Here is a 16703-nt window from a genome sequence, read left to right as displayed (position 1 = left end):
ATATCTGGCGTTGACTTTTGGCACGCTGTTGAGTTCTCAAGGAACGGACGCTTCCTTCGTACTCACCCTCGCGGGCTTTCCTCCGGGCGCTTCCCTTCGTTGTTTCCAACTCTACCAGTGTTTTTCCGGCCCCCTGACCACCGTTCTGCGGACACGCAGAAGATGATCCAAAGTTAGGATCTGACGAGTTGGATTGCTGTCGAGTCAGGGGCGTCTGTTCGCGCCGCTCATCCCCGAGCAGGAGTACGACTCTACACGGGGTCGCGGACCACGTGCAAATCGATTAAGGTGTGTGGTCTAGACCTCTCGTCTAGACCACTGATCCGTACCTGTCCCCCGGAACCGGTACGTCCTATGACATACGCTGCTGAACAGCGCGCCGGAGGCAGGCAGTGACGGCGGCGTACGTACAGATCTCCACGCCTGGGAGGCTCCCCATGACCACCGTGACGTCCCCGCTCGCAGGACGGGCCATCGGACTGGCGTCCGTGCCCGACCCGGTTTTCTCCGGGGCCATGGTCGGCCCGGGTACGGCGATCGACCCCGCTCGGGAGCCCTCCGAGGCCGTCTCTCCGGTCGACGGCGTGATCGTCTCCCTGCACCCGCACGCGTTCGTCGTCGTCGACGAGAACGGACACGGTGTGCTCACCCACCTCGGCATCGACACCGTGCAGCTCAACGGCGAGGGTTTCGAGCTGCTCGTCAACAAGGGCGACACCGTGACGCGCGGGCAGAGCATCGTGCGCTGGAACCCGGCCGCCGTCGAAGCCGCCGGCAAGTCCCCGGTGTGCCCGGTCGTTGCCCTGGAGGCCACGGCGGACGCTCTCTCCGAGCTTCGTGACGACGGTGATGTGAAGGCCGGCGACACCCTCTTCCTCTGGAAGTGACGCGGCGCCGTCCCGTGACGGCCACCAGGACAACCAACGCGGCGGCGGAGCCCGCCGCTCTACCGGAGACGGGTGAGATGGAGACAACGTTGCGAGGCGTCGGTGTCAGCCACGGTGTGGCGATCGGCGAGGTACGGCACATGGGTACGGCAGTGCTCGAGCCGCCGGCCAAGCAGATCCCGGCGGAGGAGGCGGAGCGCGAGCAAGGGCGCGCCCGCAAGGGTGTGGAGGCGGTCGCGGCCGATCTGACGGCGCGCGGCAATCTCGCCGGGGGCGAGGCCCAGGCGGTTCTCGAGGCGCAGGCCATGATGGCTCAGGACCCCGAGCTGATGGCCGACGTGGAACGGCGCATCGCCGTCGGCAGTACCGCTGAGCGTGCGGTGTACGACGCGTTCGCCGCGTACCGCGAACTGCTCGCGAATGCCGGTGAGTATCTGGCGGGCCGCGTGGCCGACCTCGACGACGTGCGGAACCGTATCGTCGCGCGGCTGCTCGGGGTGCCGATGCCGGGTGTGCCGGACAGCGACGAGCCGTACGTCCTCGTGGCTCGTGATCTCGCGCCGGCGGACACGGCGCTGCTCGACCCGACGCTGGTGCTCGGCTTCGTGACCGAAGAGGGCGGCCCGACCAGCCACAGCGCGATCCTGGCCCGCGCTCTCGGTGTCCCGGCCGTGGTCGCCCTGCCGGGTGCCGGTGAACTCTCCGAGGGCACGCTGATAGCGGTCGACGGCAGCACCGGCGAGATCTTCGTGAACCCGAGCGACGAGAAGAAGGCACGGCTCGAGGCGGCGGCGGCCGAGCGCAAGGCGGCGCTGACGGCGTCGACCGGGCCCGGTGCGACCGCCGACGGTCACAAGGTGCCGCTGCTGGCCAACATCGGTGGCCCTGCGGATGTACCGGCCGCCGTCGAGGCGGGCGCCGAGGGCGTCGGTCTCTTCCGTACCGAGTTCCTGTTCCTGGACGACGACAAGAAGGCTCCTTCCGAGGAGAGGCAGACCGCGGCCTACCGTCAGGTGCTCGAGGCGTTCCCCGAGGGCCGTGTCGTGGTGCGGGTGCTGGACGCGGGCGCCGACAAGCCGCTGGGCTTCCTGACTCCGGCGGACGAGCCGAACCCGGCGCTGGGCGTGCGTGGTCTGCGGACGCTGCTCGACCACCCCGAAGTGCTGCGTACGCAGCTGACGGCGCTGGCCAAGGCCGCCGAGGGGCTGCCCGTCCACCTCGAGGTCATGGCCCCGATGGTGGCGGACCGGGCCGATGCCAAGGCTTTCGCGGACGCCTGCCGGGAGGCGGGGCTGCGGGCGAAGTTCGGCGCGATGGTCGAGATTCCGTCGGCCGCGCTGCGGGCGCGCTCGGTGCTGCAGGAGGTGGAGTTCCTGTCGCTGGGCACGAACGACCTCGCGCAGTACACGTTCGCCGCGGACCGTCAGGTGGGTGCGGTCTCCCGGCTGCAGGATCCGTGGCAGCCCGCGCTGCTCGATCTGGTGGCGCTGTCCGCCGAGGCGGCGAAGGCCGAAGGCAAGAGCTGTGGTGTCTGCGGTGAGGCCGCTTCCGACCCGCTGCTCGCGTGTGTGCTGACCGGTCTGGGGGTCACCTCTCTCTCCATGGGGGCCGCGTCCATTCCGTACGTAAGGGCGTCGCTGGCGAAGTTCACGCTGGCGCAGTGTGAGCGGGCCGCGGCGGCGGCCCGGGCGGCGGACAGTGCCGCGGATGCCCGTGCCGCCGCTCAGGCGGTGCTGTCGGGCGAGTAGCCGGGCCGGGCCGGTCGGCGATGGGTGTCCCCGAGGGGTGCCCCACCTGGAGGTGGGGCACCCCTCGGGTGTTTCCGGTTCAGTGGCGGTGGGCTTGGCCCGGTCCCTCGCCGAGGTCGGGCGGTGCGCAGTAGTCGACGTTGGACTCCGGGGAGATGAGGTCTCCGGACTCGGCGTCGGTGCAGTAGGCGTCGAAGACCTCGCCGGCGGTGAGGGGTTCGAGGCCGTAGGCGCGCAGTCGCCAGCCGTGGACGCGGTCGGGCCTGCCGGGTTCGCTGATCCGCATGACCAGTCCGCCGGGGTTCCCGGTGGCGAGGCCGACGGCCAGGACGGTGGTGAATTCGAGGGCTTCGGACTCGTCGAGTTCCATGTGGTCGGCGATGTCGTCGGCGTGCAGGACGGAGACGAGCGTTTCGGGTGGTCCGGAGACGCTGCACACGAGATGCCGCTCGCCGGGTGGGGCCGTGTCGAGGATGCGGACGAGGAGGTGCGAGGCGCGGATGAAGGCGGCGCGGCCCAGGTCCTCGCCGCACGAGGCGCAGGTGCCGAGACGAGCGAGGAGCGTGGTCGCGTACTCCCAGGTGGCGTGGCGTACGGCCTCGTCGACGAGGGTGAGCAGGAGCTCGGCCAGCGGGCGGCCGTCGTAGGGGACCGTGGGGCCGGTGGACGCGAGTGCGGCCGTGAACCGTGTGCGGCTGACGTGGCTGTCGGGGTCGAGGCCCGTCTGCGCGCAGTACTCGGCGTAGTCCTCGGGGTCGAAGAGGGCCACTGTGGTGTGGCTGCCCTGTAGCGCGCGCGTCCTGAGGAGGGCTTCCATGTGTTTGAGGTAGGTGGTGTGGTCGTCGAAGACGAAGCTGTCGTAGCCCCGCATGGCGCGGAAGTCGTGCTCGTCGGCCAGCAGGCCGATGGTGCCCGCGACTTCGCGGCGCAGGGCGCGTCGCAAGGTTCGGTGGTCGGTGTAGGCCATGTCTCCCCCTGTGCACAGTCGATCAATGCTCACTCACAGTAATCGTCGGCACTGACAACGCGTGTGCAGAGGGGGAGCCGGCCTTGTTTCCGGGACCGTCAGGCGCGCTTGCGGGCGAGTTCCTCGTAGAAGGCGAGCAGGCCGAGGTTGTCGATGGAGCCCGGGTTGACCGCCTTTTCCAGCGGGGTGCCCTGGAGGAGCCGCTTGACCGGGACCTCGATGCGTTTGCCGGTGAGGGTGTGCGGGACGCCGGGTACCTCGATGATCTCGTCGGGGACGTGACGCGGTGACAGTTGCTCGCGGATGGCCTGCTTGATGCGGCCGTGCAGGTCGTCGTCGAGGGTGGCTCCGGGTGCCAGGTGGACGAACAGGGGCATCCAGTAGCCGCCGTCGGGCTGCTCGACGCCGATGACGAGGGACTCCCTGATCTCGGGGAGGCGTTCCACGGCTTCGTAGATGTCGGCGGAGCCCATGCGGACGCCTTGACGGTTGAGTGTGGAGTCGGAACGGCCGTGGATGACGACGGAGCCGCGCGAGGTGATGGTGATCCAGTCGCCGTGCCGCCAGACGCCGGGGTAGGTGTCGAAGTAGCTGTCGTGGTAGCGGGTGCCGTCGGGGTCGTTCCAGAAGTGGATCGGCATGGAGGGCATCGGGTTGGTGACCACGAGTTCGCCGACCTCGTCGGTCAGGGGTTTGCCGCTGGGGTCCCAGGACTGCAGGTCCGTGCCCAGGCCGGGGGCCTGGAGCTCGCCGATGTGGACGGGAAGGGTCGGTACGGCTCCGGCGAAGCAGGAGCAGACGTCCGTGCCGCCGCTGACGGAGGCGATCCACAGGTCGGCCCCGTTCTCGGCGAACTCGTCGTGCAGCCAGCGGAAGCCGTCGGGGGGCAGGGGGGAGCCTGTGGTCGCGACGCACTTCACCGCGGAGAGGTCGAAGTCGCGCGAGGGGTGCACGCCGGCCTTGCGGCAGGCCATGACGTAGGCGGCGGAGGTGCCGTAGAGGGTGGCGCCGGTGCGTTCGGCGATGCGCCACTGGGCGCCTGTGTCCGGGTGGCCGGGGCTGCCGTCGTACAGGACGATCGTCGTTCCGGTCAGGAGGCCGGAGACGAGGAAGTTCCACATCATCCAGCCGGTGGAGGTGTACCAGAAGAAGCGGTCCTCGGGGCCCAGGTCGCAGTGGAGTCCGAGCTGCTTGAGGTGTTCGACGAGGATGCCGCCCTGGGACTGGACGATCGCCTTGGGCAGTCCGGTGGTGCCGGAGGAGTAGAGCACCCACAGCGGGTGGTCGAAGGGCACCTGCTCGAAGACCGGTTCGGTGTCCGCGGCGGTGAGGGCGGACCAGTCCAGGGCCCCGTCGGGGGCCTCGGTGCCGAGCAGGGGGATGTGTACGACGGCGCGCAGGGTGGGCAGTTCGCGGCGGAGTTCGGCGACGACGTCGCGGCGGTCGTGTTCCTTGCCGCCGTAGCGGTAGCCGTCGACGGTGAACAGGACGACGGGTTCGACCTGCTGGAAGCGGTCGAGGACGCTGCGGGCGCCGAAGTCGGGTGCGCAGGAGGTCCACACGCCGCCCACGGCCGCCGTGGCGAGGAGGGCGACGACGGCCTGCGGGATGTTCGGGAGGTAACCGCTGACGCGGTCTCCGGGGCGTACACCGAGGGAGCGCAGCTCGGCCGCCAGGGAGCCGACCTGGCGGCGCAGCCCGGCCCAGGTGACGGGGCGGGGATCATGGGTTTCGTCGACGTACAGGAGCGCGGCTTCGTCCGCGCGGGAGGTGGTGGCGCGCAGCGCGTGTTCGGCGTAGTTCAGCGTGGCTCCGGGGAACCACTGGGCGCCGGGCATCGAGCGGTCGCCCAGCACGCGCGCACAGGGAGTCGAGAAGCGGACGTCGAACCACTCCGTGACCGCTTTCCAGAAGGTGTCCAGCTCGTCCACGGACCAACGGTGGAGCGCCGCGTAGCCGCCCTCGGCGGGGGCGCCGTGGTGTTCGGCGGCCCATGCCTGGAACGTGGTGATCCGTGCCTGGGCGATCTGGTCCCGGCTCGGCTGCCAGAGCGGCTGGGGGTTCACGGTCGACATGGGGCGGCTCCCGGACTGTGCGCGTCGTGTGCGTCCTCCGCGCACGGGCTGGGGTGTGCGCGTGACGCGGCTGACAGGGACGATGCCATGTGATCGACTTCCGCACCAGGGCGCCCCCCACACACTCTGTGTCGTGAAGATGTGGTCCGATCACGGGTGAACGGCAGTTGAACGACACGCACGCGGGGCGCGGTCAATGGCAGGGTGAGCAGCATGGACGGTCGTGACCTGGTGCGTTCGGTGAAATCTGTCGGTTCGTTGGGGGCGGCTCAGGGGTTGCGTACCGTACGTGCAGCGTGGCGCAGGCGGCGGGCCGACGCCACCGGGCTGCCGCCTCGGAAGCCGGTGCGGGCGAGGGTGCCCGGGACCGTGCGGGAGGTGGAGCCGGGGCTCGGTGGGGGGCTGGTGAGGTTCGACCGCTCGGAGCTGCGGATCTTCGTGGCGGTGAACGGGGCGGTCTTCTGGGGCTGGGACGGGGCTGCTCCGGAGCCGTCGTACGCGCTGGCCGACCGCTGTCCCGATCCGGATCCGCGGGCCGCGCTGGAGCCGGACAAGGACGGTGGCTGGCGGGTGGTGGCCGAGCGGGTGACGGTGGGGGTCTCGCGGCACGGCGCGGTGGAGGTGCTCACCCCGGGGGGTGTGATGCTGCGGCGAGATCTGCCACCGCGGTGGTGGGAGCCGGTGGGTGGTGGTGCCGCGCACTGGATGCAGCGGTCCGAGGTGCCGGCCGACGCGCGTTTCTTCGGGCTCGGGGGGCGTGCGTCGGGTCTCCGGCTGCGGGACGGCACGTACAGGTTGTGGAACACCGCGCCCGCTCCTGCCGTCGGCCCCGGTGACGATCCGCTGTCCGTCACGATGCCGGTGCAGATGGTGGTGGCCGACGCGGGCACGCACCTGGTGTTCTACGACAACGCGTGGGACGGCACCGTGACGCTGCGGGAGGGCGAGGAAGGTGCCGGTTCGGGACACGACCGGGCCGGGACGAGTGAGCTGCGCGTGGGTGGTGGCCCGCTGCGCTGCTGGGCGATGGTGGGTGCTCCCGCGCGGGTGCTGCTCGCCTGGGCTTCGCTCACCGGCGCGCCGGCGCTGCCGCCCGCGTGGGCGCTCGGTCACCATCACGTGCGGGGGTCTTCCGGCGGCGAGGAGGAGGTGCGGCGGATCGTCGCGGGGTACCGGGAGCACGGGCTGCCGCTCGACGCCGTGCACCTCGGTGCCGAGCACTTCGATGCCCGTCGGGTGTTCACCGTGGACCAGGAGCGGTTCCCCAAGCTGCCGGTTCTCGCGGACGAGCTGCGGCACGAGGGGGTCAGGCTGGTGTCGGTCGTCGGTCCGGCGGTCGGCGCGGTGTCCGGCATCCCCGTGTACGACGAGGGGGTGAAGCTGGACGCGTTTGTGCGGGACGCCTCCGGGGAGGTCGTGGAAGGGGTCGGATGGGCCGGGGAGGTGGTCTTTCCGGACTTCACGCACGCGCGCGTGCGTGCGTGGTGGGGCGGCTTGTACACGGAGCGGCTGGCACAGGGGTTCGCCGGCGTCTGGCACAGCATGGACGAGCCGACGTCCTTCGCGGCCTTCGGTGAGCCGACGCTGCCGCGGTCGGCGCGTCATGCGCTGGACGGGCGCGGCGGTGACCATCGTGAGGCGCACAACGTGTACGGGCTGTGCATGGCCCGGGCGGCGTACGAGGGAATGCGGGAGCGGGCGCCTTCCGAGCGGCCGTTCGTGCTCTCGCGTTCCGGGTGGGCCGGTATGCAGCGTCACGGCGGGGTGTGGTCGGGTGGGGTGATGGCGGGGTGGCCCGGGCTGCGGGCGGCGTTGTCGATGGTGGTGGGGCTGGGCCTGTGCGGTGTTCCCCACGCGGGCCCGGACGTCGGCGGCTTCGACGGGGAGATGTCGCCCGAGCTGTATCTGCGTGGGCTCCAGTTGGGGGCCTATCTTCCGTTCTTCCGCACTCGTGCTGGTGCGCGGGCGGGCCGGGGTGAGCCGTGGGAGTTCGGCGCGGACGTTCTCGAGCACGCGCGCGTGGCGCTCGTCGAACGCCGGCGGCTGCTGCCGTACTTCATGACGCTGGCGCATCTGGCCCGGCGTACCGGAGCGCCGTATGTGCGGCCGTTGTGGTGGTCGGCGGCCGAGGAGCGCGCGTTGCGCGACTGCGAGGACGCCTTTCTGCTCGGTGACTGTCTGCTGGTGGCGCCGGTGCTCGCGCCGGGTGTGGAGCGGCGGGCGGTCCCGCTGCCGCGCGGGCGGTGGTACGACACGGCGACGGGCCGGGCGTACGACGGGCCGGCCCGGGTATGGGTCGACGCGCCGCTGGGGCGGATACCGGTGTTCGCGCGCGGAGGCGCCGTTCTTCCGGTACTGGGGGAGGACGGTGGTCCGGAGCTGGAGGTGTGGGCACCGGCCCCGGGGCGGACCGGGGGCGGGCTGGTGGTACCGGATGCCGGCGAGGGATGGGAGGAGCCGGAGATCGAGCGTTACACGGTGCGGTGGTCGGGTCCGCGGGTCGTCGTCGAGCGGGAGGGCGAGGACGGCGGGGTCGAGCCGTCCTGCCCGGTGCGCGTCCGCGGGGTGGGCGTCGGCAGGGGTCAGATGTAGCGGCCCTCGAACCAGGCCCGTGCGGCCAGGGTGTGCAGGGGGAAGGCGAGTTCCTCCGGGCGGCGCAGCAGGTGGCGGTCCTCGGTCTCGTCGGTCGCGGTGAAGGGCGGCAGGTCTTCCGCGGGGCGTTCCGGGAGGAGTCCGAACAGCAGCAGGTGGCCGTCGGGCGAGCTCATGGCGTCGGCGAGCCGTACGTCGCGGCTCGCCGCGCTGATACCGGTCTCTTCCTCGAGTTCACGGACGACGGCCTGGCGCCAGTCCTCCCGGTCGTCGATGTAGCCGCCGGGCAGGGCCGTACGCCCGCGCGCGGGTGCGATGGTGCGGGTGATGACGACGAGGCCGGTGCCCTGCGTGTCGTACACGGGCTGGAGGGCGACCGCGACCGGCAGCGGGTTGCGGTAGGCGACGGTGCCGCAGGAGGGGCAGGTGCGGGGCCAGTCGGAGACGCCCTCTCCGAAGGCCGTGCCGCAGCTCGAACAGTGTGAGTCCGGTGCGGCGTTGGGGGCCATGGCATGAGTTTCGGACACGCGCGGACTGTATCCGATCACGGTGGGACGTCTCCGGAGGCCGGTCAGTTGTGGCCGGTGAGTGACCTCCGGGACACCGGGAAGTCGAAATAGGTGTCCGGGTGGGCCTCCGGCTTGAAGGTGTAGTGCCACCACTCCTCGGCGAGGTTCACGAAGCCGAGGTCCTCCAGAGTGCTCTTGAGGAGCAGCCGGTTGGCGCGTTGTTCGCCCTGGACGCGTGGGTCGAGGGTGTGGCTGAGGGTGTCGAAGCAGTCGTAGCCGGTGCCCATGTCGACGGAGGTGTCGGGGAACCTTTCGTCCTCGGGGGCGAAGCAGGGGGTGAGGGGCTGTCCGGGGTGGTAGGGCCTGGTCGGTTTCGTGGGGAGTTCCACGAGGGTGAGGTCCACGGTCGAGCCACGGCTGTGGCCGGATTTCTCCGCGATGTAGCCGTCGGCGAACAGCCGGGTCTTGTCGACGTCCGGGTAGAACTCGGCCTTCATGCTCTGGTCGTCGAGGTCCTCGGCCCAGCGCACGAAGTGGTCCACCGCGCGTTGCGGCCGATAGCAGTCGTACACCTTCAGGGAGTAGCCCTGGCGCAGCAATTGCTGTTGCGCCGTGTGGAGGGCCTCGGCGGCGGGGCGGGTGAGGATGCACAGCGGCTGCCGGTAGCCGTCGACGGGTTCGCCGACGAAGTTGTGCGGGGTGAAGTAACGGATCTCCTGGATGATCGTCGGATCCACGTTGTTCAGTGCCACGAAGTCGCGGGGCGCCTTGGGTTCGGGCTTCGCCTGGGCGGTGGCGGAGGTGGCGGTCGCGGCGAGCAGGGCGGTGACTGCGGTGACCAGACCGCGTGTCGCGCGGGAGAATCGTGTCATGTCTCCTGCATTTATCAGGAGACGGCTCTTCCGGGGAAGGATTCGCCGCCGAAGGAGCCGAGTACCCGCGCCGCCGCGGAAGTGGAACTTCCGGCCGGGTGGCCGACAACCGTTGCGGCCGGCGACCTTGACGCCCCCCTGTGGCCGCCGGTGCGGGGCACCGGTCCGCACCCCGGAGAACCTTGCCCCGGCCCGCCTTCCTTCCCGCCGAGAACACACGGCACCCACGGAGCAACCGATGACCGAAAACATCCCTTGAGCACGTCATGTGGCGCATTGACTCGTTGACCCCACAACACCGTCACGGTTGCATGCTGGTGGCCCTCGGTGGGGTGCCGGGGGCGAGACGACAGTTCGGGGGGGGGAACATGGGCGTCGATGCGAACCGGGGAACCAACAGACGTGTGCGCGCCGCCTGGAGCGTGGCGGTCGCTGTCTGCGCGGTCACGGCTCTGTCCCAGGCGACACCCGCCGCGGCCGGACAGCCCGCGGCCGCGGCGGGCGCCGTCCGGGGAAGTGGGGCCGGTGTCGAAAGGATCAGTGCCGCACCCGACGGCACCCAGGCCGACGGCGACTCCGTCGACGCCTCGATCACGACCGACGGCAGCCGTGTCGTCTTCGTGTCGACGGCGACGAACCTCGTGTCCGACGGCACCGCGGACAAGCGGGTGTACATCCGCGACCAGCGGACCGGGCAGATCGAGCAATTGGGGTATCACAGGCCTTCCGGTCGGCCGACGCTCAGCGGTGACGGCGAATACGTCGCCTGGTCGGAGTGGTACATGGACTTCGTCCACATCCGCATCCACCAAGTGCGCTCAGGAGGGAGCTCGTTCACCCGCTGCGTGCTCATCTGCGACACTCCGCCGTCGTTGAGCGGGGACGGCCGCTACATCGCCGCCTCCGGCCACAACAGGTCAGGGTCGGGTGTCGTGCCCAGGCAGCGCGTCAGTGTCGAGGGGCCCGACTCCGTGGAGACCATCGCCGAGTTCGAGCACTACGTCTCGCCCGCGCAGTCCATCAGCGGTGACGGCCGCCTCGTCGCCTATCAGGACGGTCGGGCGCATGACGTCTTCGTATGGGAGCGGACCAACGGCACCACCTCCGGCCCGATCGAAGGTCCGTCCGCGGAAGCGACGCTCGTCCAGCTCAGCGAGGACGGCAGGAAGGTCGTCTGCCTCGTGGGCGACGACACCTACGTCCACGACCTGGAGACGGGCACCGCGGACCACGTGCCGAACGCCCGGGGCGTGGCCATCGACCCCACCGGCCGCTATCTCCTGTATGCCCCGAACGGCACCGCCGGGCCGTCGCTCGCACTGCGCGACCTGCGGACGGGCACCGGCGAGACCGTCTCGGACCAGCCTGCCTCGGCCGGCCCCGACGCTGTCAGCGCCGGTGGGCGCGACGTGGTCTTCCAGTCCGCGGCCGACGGCATCGTGCCCGGCGACACCAACGGCAGGCCCGACGTCTTCATCCGCCGCTTCTACTGACGCGCCCCGCCCCGGCACCGGCGGCGCCGCGCGCTCCGTCCGAGGGGGCGTGCGGTGCCGCCGGTGGGACGCTGCTCGCTTCACGTGCCGGAGGTGACCCGGCGTGCGTGTTCACTTCCGCGCGTAGGTGAGGCAGTCCACCTGCTCGTGTTCGTAGCCGACGGTGACGGCCGGGGCGTGGCACTCGAGCCCGCTGTTGTGCCGGCAGTCGGCCATCTTGCAGGCGCCGACCCTGCCGGTGGTCGACGGCTCACCGCCCTCGAGGTCGGCGCCCATGAACGTGTCGCAGACGGGACTGTCGAGGTCCCCCACGGTGATCGCCGCGGCGTGGCACGTGTGGTCGTGGTTGTAGGCGCAGCCCTCGGCCGCGCATTCGCTGATGACGGGCAGTTGCATGACGGGGGTGGCTGCCATGGCGGATCACCCTTCTCGTGAGCTCGTGCGGGACATTCGGCGCGACATCCGTCCGGGCCGGCCACTCGCGGAACGCTCCTTCCTGTCTTCCACTGTCCGCGACGGCTGAGGACGGCGCACGTCCGCGGGAGGAGCCGGCCGGAAGCCCCTGGGCCAGGGCCCGTCGTCTGGATCAGGCCGGCTGTGAGACACGGTGCGTTTTCGGCCGACCCGAGCGGGGTGATCCAAACGATCAGGCCCCAGGGGCTCGGCGAGTCGGGCACGGCGATCCTGATCGTCTCGTTTCTGCTGGTCGGCATCGGTCTGCAGCTCGGCGACCCCACCGGACGTACGACGACCTGCCTGGGCGCCGCCTGCGCGGCGGGGCTCGCCACGCGCGCGCTGCGTCGCTCTCCACGCCGCGGCCCGTGCTCCGGTCGGCGGGAGTACGGGCCGCGGGTTTGCCGGCGTGTCAGGTGGTGACCGTCTGGCGTCGCTGGGCGGACTGGGCCATGGCGTGCTGGACGACGCCGATGAGGGTCTCCTTGACCGACTCGCGGTCCCGCGCGTCGCACATCAGCAGCGGTACGTGGTCGTCGAGGTCGAGGGCACGGCGGACGGCGTCGGCCGGGTAGCGCGCGGCCCCCTCGAAGCAGTTGACGCCGACCAGGAACGGGATGGCACGCCGCTCGAAGTAGTCGATGGCCGCGAAACAGTCCTCCAGACGCCGGGTGTCGGCGAGGACGACGGCTCCGAGGGCGCCCTCGGACAGCTCGTCCCACATGAACCAGAACCGCTCCTGGCCGGGCGTGCCGAAGAGGTACAGCACCAGGTCCTCGCGGAGCGTGATGCGGCCGAAGTCCATGGCCACGGTGGTGGTGTTCTTCGCTTCCACACCGGAGGTGTCGTCGACCGGGCGCCCGGCCTCGGTGAGGAGTTCCTCGGTGCGCAGCGGCCTGATCTCGCTGACCGCGCCGACGAGCGTGGTCTTGCCCACCCCGAAGCCGCCGGCCACCAGGATCTTGAGCGTGACGGGCTCGACCGGGGGCTTGCCGCGCTCAGAACGCCCGAAGATCATCGATCTCTTCTCCTGCTTGATGGGGGTCGGGCGGCGGGCCGTATCCCCCGCCGCCGGGGGTTTCGATGACGAGTACGTCGCCGGCTCCGACGTCCGCCGAGTCGCTGCCGGCGAGCGGGACGACCGTGCCGTCCGCTCGCTCGATCCGGTTGGCGCCCTGTGCGCCGGGGGCACCGCCCGCCATGCCGTACGGGGGCACTCTGCGGTGCTGGGACAGTATGGAGACGGTCATCGGCTCCAGGAAGCGGATCCGGCGCACGGCCCCGTCCCCGCCGCGCCACCGTCCGGCGCCGCCGCTGCCGCGGCGCACCGCGAACTCCTCGAGGCGGACGGGAAGCCGCCACTCCAGGATCTCGGGGTCGGTGAGCCGGGAGTTGGTCATGTGGGTCTGTACGACGGAGGCTCCGGGGAAGCCGTCTCCGGCGCCGGAACCGGAGGCGACGGTCTCGTAGTACTGGTGGCGGGCGTTGCCGAAGGTGACGTTGTTCATGGTGCCGGAGCCCTCCGCCTGGACGCCGAGGGCCGCGTACAGGGCACCGGTGATGGCCTGGGAGGTCTCCACGTTGCCCGCGACGACGGCGGCCGGCGGCTCGGGGGCCAGCATGGAGCCCGGCGGCACGATGATGTCCAGCGGGCGCAGACAGCCGTCGTTCAGCGGGATGTCGTCGGCGACCAGCGTGCGGAAGACGTACAGGACAGCCGCGTTGACCACGGAGAAGGGCGCGTTGAAGTTGGTGGACAGCTGGGCCGAGGTGCCGGTGAAGTCGATGGTCGCCCGGCGGTTCTCGCGGTCCACGCGGACGCGTACGCGGATGACGGCGCCCGAGTCGGTCTCGTAGGCGTACGCGCCGTCGTCGAGGGCGTCGATGACGCGGCGCACCGCCTCTTCGGCATTGTCCTGGACGTGCTTCATGTAGGCCTGGACGACGTCGAGGCCGAAGTCGTCGATCATGCGGCCGACCTCGTCGACGCCTTTGTGGTTGGCGGCGATCTGGGCGCGCAGGTCGGCGAGGTTGGTCCTCGGGTTGCGGGAGGGGTAGGGGGCCTCGGTGAGAAGGCGGAGGGTCTCCTCCTCGCGGAATCGGCCGTTCTCGGTGAGCAGCCAGTTGTCGAAGAGGACACCCTCCTCGTCGATGGTGCGGCTGTCGGCCGGCATGGAGCCCGGTGCGATGCCGCCGATCTCGGCATGGTGGCCGCGTGAGGCGACGTAGAAGAGGACCTTCTGGTCACTCTCCGTGCCGTCGATGGCCCTGGTGCCGAAGACCGGGGTGATGACGGTGACGTCGGGCAGATGGGTGCCGCCGTGGTACGGGTCGTTGACGGCGTAGGTGTCGCCGGGGCGCATGGCCGGGCCGCGCCGCCGGATGACCTCCTTGACGCTCGTACCCATGGAGCCCAGGTGGACGGGGATGTGCGGGGCGTTGGCCACCAGGTTTCCGTCGGGGTCGAAGAGGGCGCAGGAGAAGTCCAGGCGCTCCTTGATGTTGACGGACTGGGCGGTGGACTCGAGGCGGGCGCCCATCTGTTCGGCGATGGACATGAAGAGGTTGTTGAAGACCTCGAGCAGCACCGGGTCCGCTTCCGTGTCCGCCCGGGAACTCTGCGTGACCGTGACGCGTTCCATGACCAGATGCCCGTCGTCGGTCGCCGCGGCCCGCCAGCCGTCGTCGACGACGGTCGTCGCGCCGGACTCGGTGATGATCGCGGGTCCGGTGACGGTTTCGCCGGGGGGAAGGTCCTCGCGGCGGTGGAGGGGTACGTCGCGCCAGGTGCCGCCGGTGTGGAGGCGGACGGTCCGTGGGTTCTCGGCGCTGCGGACGGGGGTGCCCTCGTAGGGAGCGAGGGCGGAGAGATCGGGGGGTTCGGTGATGCCGGTGGCTTCGACGGAGAGGGCTTCGACGACGATCGGGCGGTCCAGCGTGAAGGAGTACGTGGCGCGATGACGTTCTTCGAAGGTGTGCCGCATCGTGCCGGGATCGGTCAGTTCGACGGTGAGGGTGGTGTCGGTGCCGTCGTAGCGGAGCTGGGCGCGGCGGGTGACCTCGACGCGCTCCTCGGGGACGTCCTCGGCGAGGAGTTCCGCGCGGGCCGCCGCTTCGAGGTCGTCGGCGGTCCGGTGGACGCCGGGCATGGAGGACGGTTCCAGGGGGACCTCGACGGAGCGTTCCCGCATGGCCGTGGTGTCGGCGAGGCCGATGCCGAGCGCGGACAGGACGCCGGCCATGGGCGGGACGAGGACGGTGCGGATGCCGAGGGAGTCGGCGACCATGCACGCGTGCTGTCCGCCCGCTCCGCCGAAGGTGGTGAGGGCGTACCGGGTGATGTCGTGGCCTTTTTGCACGGAGATCCGCTTCACGGCGCCGGCGATGTTGGCGACGGCGATCCGCAGGTAGCCCTCGGCTGCCTGCTCGGGGGTGCGGTCGTCGCCGGTCTGCTCGTGGATCTCGCGGGTGATGTCCGTGAAGCGGTCGCGGACGAGCGCGGCATCGAGGGGCTGGTCCCCGTCCGGGCCGAACACCGTGGGGAAGTGGGCGGGCTGGATACGGCCGAGCATGACGTTGGCGTCGGTGACCGTGAGCGGGCCGCCGCGCCTGTAGCAGGCGGGGCCCGGGTCCGCGCCCGCCGAGTCCGGCCCCACACGGTAGCGGGATCCGTCGAAGTGGAGGACCGAGCCGCCGCCTGCGGCGACGGTGTGGATGTCCAGCATGGGCGCGCGCAGCCGGACCCCGGCGATCTGTGTGGTGAAGACGCGTTCGTACTCGCCCGCGAAGTGCGAGACGTCGGTGGAGGTGCCGCCCATGTCGAAGCCGATGACGCGGTCGAAGCCGGCGAGCTGCGACATGCGGGCCATGCCGACGATGCCGCCGGCCGGCCCGGACAGGACGGCGTCCTTGCCGCGGAACTGGCCGGCTTCGGTGAGGCCGCCGTTGGACTGCATGAACATCAGCCGTACGTCGTCGAGTTCGTCGGCGACATGGCGGACGTAGCGGCGCAGCACGGGCGAGAGGTAGGCGTCGACGACGGCGGTGTCGCCGCGCGGGACGAGCTTCATCAGGGGACTGACCTCGCTGGACAACGAGATCTGCGGGAAGCCGATGCGGGCGGCGAGTTCCCCGACCGCCTGTTCGTGGGCGGGGTGGAGATGGCTGTGCACACAGACCACGGCGACGGACCGGATGCCGTCGTCGTACGCCTGTCGCAGCGGCCCGGTGAGGGCGTCCAGGTCGGGGGCGCGCAGGACGGTGCCGTCGGCGGCGATGCGTTCGTCCACCTCGACGACCCGTTCGTGCAGCAGTTCGGGCAGGTCGATACGACGGGCGAAGATGTGCGGGCGGTTCTGGTAGGCGATGCGCAGCGCGTCGCGGAAGCCGCGGGTGACGACCAGCAGAGTCCGTTCGCCCTTGCGTTCGAGGAGGGCGTTGGTGGCGACGGTGGTCCCCATGCGCACGGCGTCGACGGGATCGCCGGATCCGGCCAGCAGTGCGCGGACGCCCACGACCGCCGCGTCGGTGCCGCGGGTCCCCCGGCTCCCGCGGTGCCGGGGGTGTTCCGGAGCCGGGTTGTCGGACAGCACCTTGTACGTCAGCAGCCGGCCGTCGGGACGCCTCGCGACGATGTCGGTGAAGGTGCCGCCTCGGTCGACCCAGAACTGCCAGCCTGTCACGTCAGTACCCCGCTTCCGCGCCGGTCACAGCGCCCGGAGGCCGTTGATCACGTCGCGCAGAATACTCTCGTCCGGCAGCTCGGCCGGGGGTACCGGCCGGTTCACATGGACCCATTCCGATTCCACGAGGTCTCCGACGAGGACCCGGACCACTCCGATCGGCAGATCGAGTTCGGCGGAGAGTTCGGCGACCGTCTGCGAGGTGTCGCGGCACAGTTCGACGATGTCCACGTGCTCCGGAGAGAGCGTCGGATCGTCCTCCGGATCGCCCGCGTGCGGCTCCGTGACGACCACCGCGATCAGGTCGAGGCGGTGCTGGGCCGCACTGGTGGTGCGGCCCCGCGTCATGGCGTACGGACGGACGACCGGTCCGGCCTCGTCGTCGAACCAGTGGCTCCTGCCCTGACCGTCAGCGCTCATGTCAT

Annotated in this window: 12 protein-coding genes; 4 read left to right on the top strand and 8 right to left on the bottom strand. The window is 70.8% G+C overall.

Features of this window, described 5'->3' with window-relative positions:
- Positions 1 to 437 precede the first annotated feature (437 nt).
- Together IH50_RS0127795 and ptsP are read left to right on the top strand one after the other, a co-directional pair.
- Positions 438 to 887 (top strand): PTS sugar transporter subunit IIA, encoded by a 450-nt coding sequence (locus IH50_RS0127795; RefSeq protein WP_030867976.1) that lies wholly within the window; start codon positions 438 to 440, stop codon positions 885 to 887.
- 77 nt (positions 888 to 964) lie between these two features.
- Positions 965 to 2635 (top strand): phosphoenolpyruvate--protein phosphotransferase, encoded by a 1671-nt coding sequence (ptsP, locus tag IH50_RS0127790; protein WP_030867972.1) that lies wholly within the window; start codon positions 965 to 967, stop codon positions 2633 to 2635.
- A gap of 79 nt (positions 2636 to 2714) precedes the next feature.
- Here ptsP and IH50_RS0127785 read toward each other — a convergent pair whose 3' ends face one another.
- Together IH50_RS0127785 and IH50_RS0127780 are read right to left on the bottom strand one after the other, a co-directional pair.
- Positions 2715 to 3602: a hypothetical protein gene (locus tag IH50_RS0127785; RefSeq protein ID WP_030867970.1), complete on the bottom strand. Its 888-nt coding sequence runs from the start codon at positions 3600 to 3602 to the stop codon at positions 2715 to 2717.
- 98 nt (positions 3603 to 3700) lie between these two features.
- On the bottom strand, positions 3701 to 5677 hold the full coding sequence (locus IH50_RS0127780; protein WP_030867967.1) for an acetoacetate--CoA ligase: 1977 nt from the start codon (positions 5675 to 5677) through the stop codon (positions 3701 to 3703).
- Between the two features lie 213 nt (positions 5678 to 5890).
- Here IH50_RS0127780 and IH50_RS0127775 point away from each other — a divergent pair, with 213 nt between their 5' ends.
- Complete coding sequence (locus IH50_RS0127775) at positions 5891 to 8269, top strand: glycoside hydrolase family 31 protein (RefSeq protein ID WP_030867965.1); 2379 nt, start codon at positions 5891 to 5893, stop codon at positions 8267 to 8269.
- On the opposite strand, the gene IH50_RS0127770 is transcribed toward IH50_RS0127775, so the two are convergent.
- A complete protein-coding gene (locus IH50_RS0127770) occupies positions 8260 to 8796 on the bottom strand; it encodes an NUDIX domain-containing protein (RefSeq protein WP_030867962.1) in 537 nt (178 codons plus the stop codon). The genes IH50_RS0127775 and IH50_RS0127770 overlap by 10 nt on opposite strands.
- A gap of 44 nt (positions 8797 to 8840) precedes the next feature.
- Complete coding sequence (locus IH50_RS0127765; protein ID WP_030867960.1) at positions 8841 to 9650, bottom strand: M15 family metallopeptidase; 810 nt, start codon at positions 9648 to 9650, stop codon at positions 8841 to 8843.
- A 404-nt stretch (positions 9651 to 10054) separates the two neighbouring features.
- Between IH50_RS0127765 and IH50_RS0127760 the strand changes: the two genes are divergently transcribed.
- Entirely contained in the window at positions 10055 to 11143 is a 1089-nt protein-coding gene (locus tag IH50_RS0127760; RefSeq protein WP_107062156.1) for a hypothetical protein, read from the top strand.
- Between the two features lie 111 nt (positions 11144 to 11254).
- Here IH50_RS0127760 and IH50_RS0127755 read toward each other — a convergent pair whose 3' ends face one another.
- The 4 genes from IH50_RS0127755 to IH50_RS0127735 form a co-directional block, all read right to left on the bottom strand.
- Entirely contained in the window at positions 11255 to 11557 is a 303-nt protein-coding gene (locus tag IH50_RS0127755) for a DUF1540 domain-containing protein (RefSeq protein WP_199822140.1), read from the bottom strand.
- Positions 11558 to 12008: 451 nt separating this feature from the next.
- Positions 12009 to 12614: a GTP-binding protein gene (locus tag IH50_RS0127745; protein ID WP_030867948.1), complete on the bottom strand. Its 606-nt coding sequence runs from the start codon at positions 12612 to 12614 to the stop codon at positions 12009 to 12011.
- Positions 12595 to 16278 (bottom strand): hydantoinase B/oxoprolinase family protein, encoded by a 3684-nt coding sequence (locus IH50_RS0127740; RefSeq protein ID WP_030867946.1) that lies wholly within the window; start codon positions 16276 to 16278, stop codon positions 12595 to 12597. Before IH50_RS0127740 ends, IH50_RS0127745 begins: the two co-directional genes overlap by 20 nt.
- 24 nt (positions 16279 to 16302) lie before the next feature.
- Positions 16303 to 16698 (bottom strand): DUF742 domain-containing protein, encoded by a 396-nt coding sequence (locus IH50_RS0127735; protein ID WP_030867943.1) that lies wholly within the window; start codon positions 16696 to 16698, stop codon positions 16303 to 16305.
- Positions 16699 to 16703 lie beyond the last annotated feature (5 nt).

Source organism: Streptomyces sp. NRRL S-37, assembly GCF_000721605.1.
In the GTDB taxonomy this organism is placed as follows: Bacteria; Actinomycetota; Actinomycetes; order Streptomycetales; family Streptomycetaceae; genus Streptomyces.
This window is presented reverse-complemented; position numbering and strand designations above follow the sequence as displayed.

Excerpts from the sequence above, each read along its gene's own strand:
- IH50_RS0127795 (WP_030867976.1), top strand. The coding sequence starts at position 438 with ATGACCACCGTGACGTCCCCGCTCGCAGGACGGGCCATCGGACTGGCG.
- ptsP (WP_030867972.1), top strand. The coding sequence starts at position 965 with ATGGAGACAACGTTGCGAGGCGTCGGTGTCAGCCACGGTGTGGCGATC.
- IH50_RS0127785 (WP_030867970.1), bottom strand. The coding sequence starts at position 3,602 with ATGGCCTACACCGACCACCGAACCTTGCGACGCGCCCTGCGCCGCGAA.
- IH50_RS0127780 (WP_030867967.1), bottom strand. The coding sequence starts at position 5,677 with ATGTCGACCGTGAACCCCCAGCCGCTCTGGCAGCCGAGCCGGGACCAG.
- IH50_RS0127775 (WP_030867965.1), top strand. The coding sequence starts at position 5,891 with ATGGACGGTCGTGACCTGGTGCGTTCGGTGAAATCTGTCGGTTCGTTG.
- IH50_RS0127765 (WP_030867960.1), bottom strand. The coding sequence starts at position 9,650 with ATGACACGATTCTCCCGCGCGACACGCGGTCTGGTCACCGCAGTCACC.
- IH50_RS0127755 (WP_199822140.1), bottom strand. The coding sequence starts at position 11,557 with ATGGCAGCCACCCCCGTCATGCAACTGCCCGTCATCAGCGAATGCGCG.
- IH50_RS0127745 (WP_030867948.1), bottom strand. The coding sequence starts at position 12,614 with ATGATCTTCGGGCGTTCTGAGCGCGGCAAGCCCCCGGTCGAGCCCGTC.
- IH50_RS0127735 (WP_030867943.1), bottom strand. The coding sequence starts at position 16,698 with ATGAGCGCTGACGGTCAGGGCAGGAGCCACTGGTTCGACGACGAGGCC.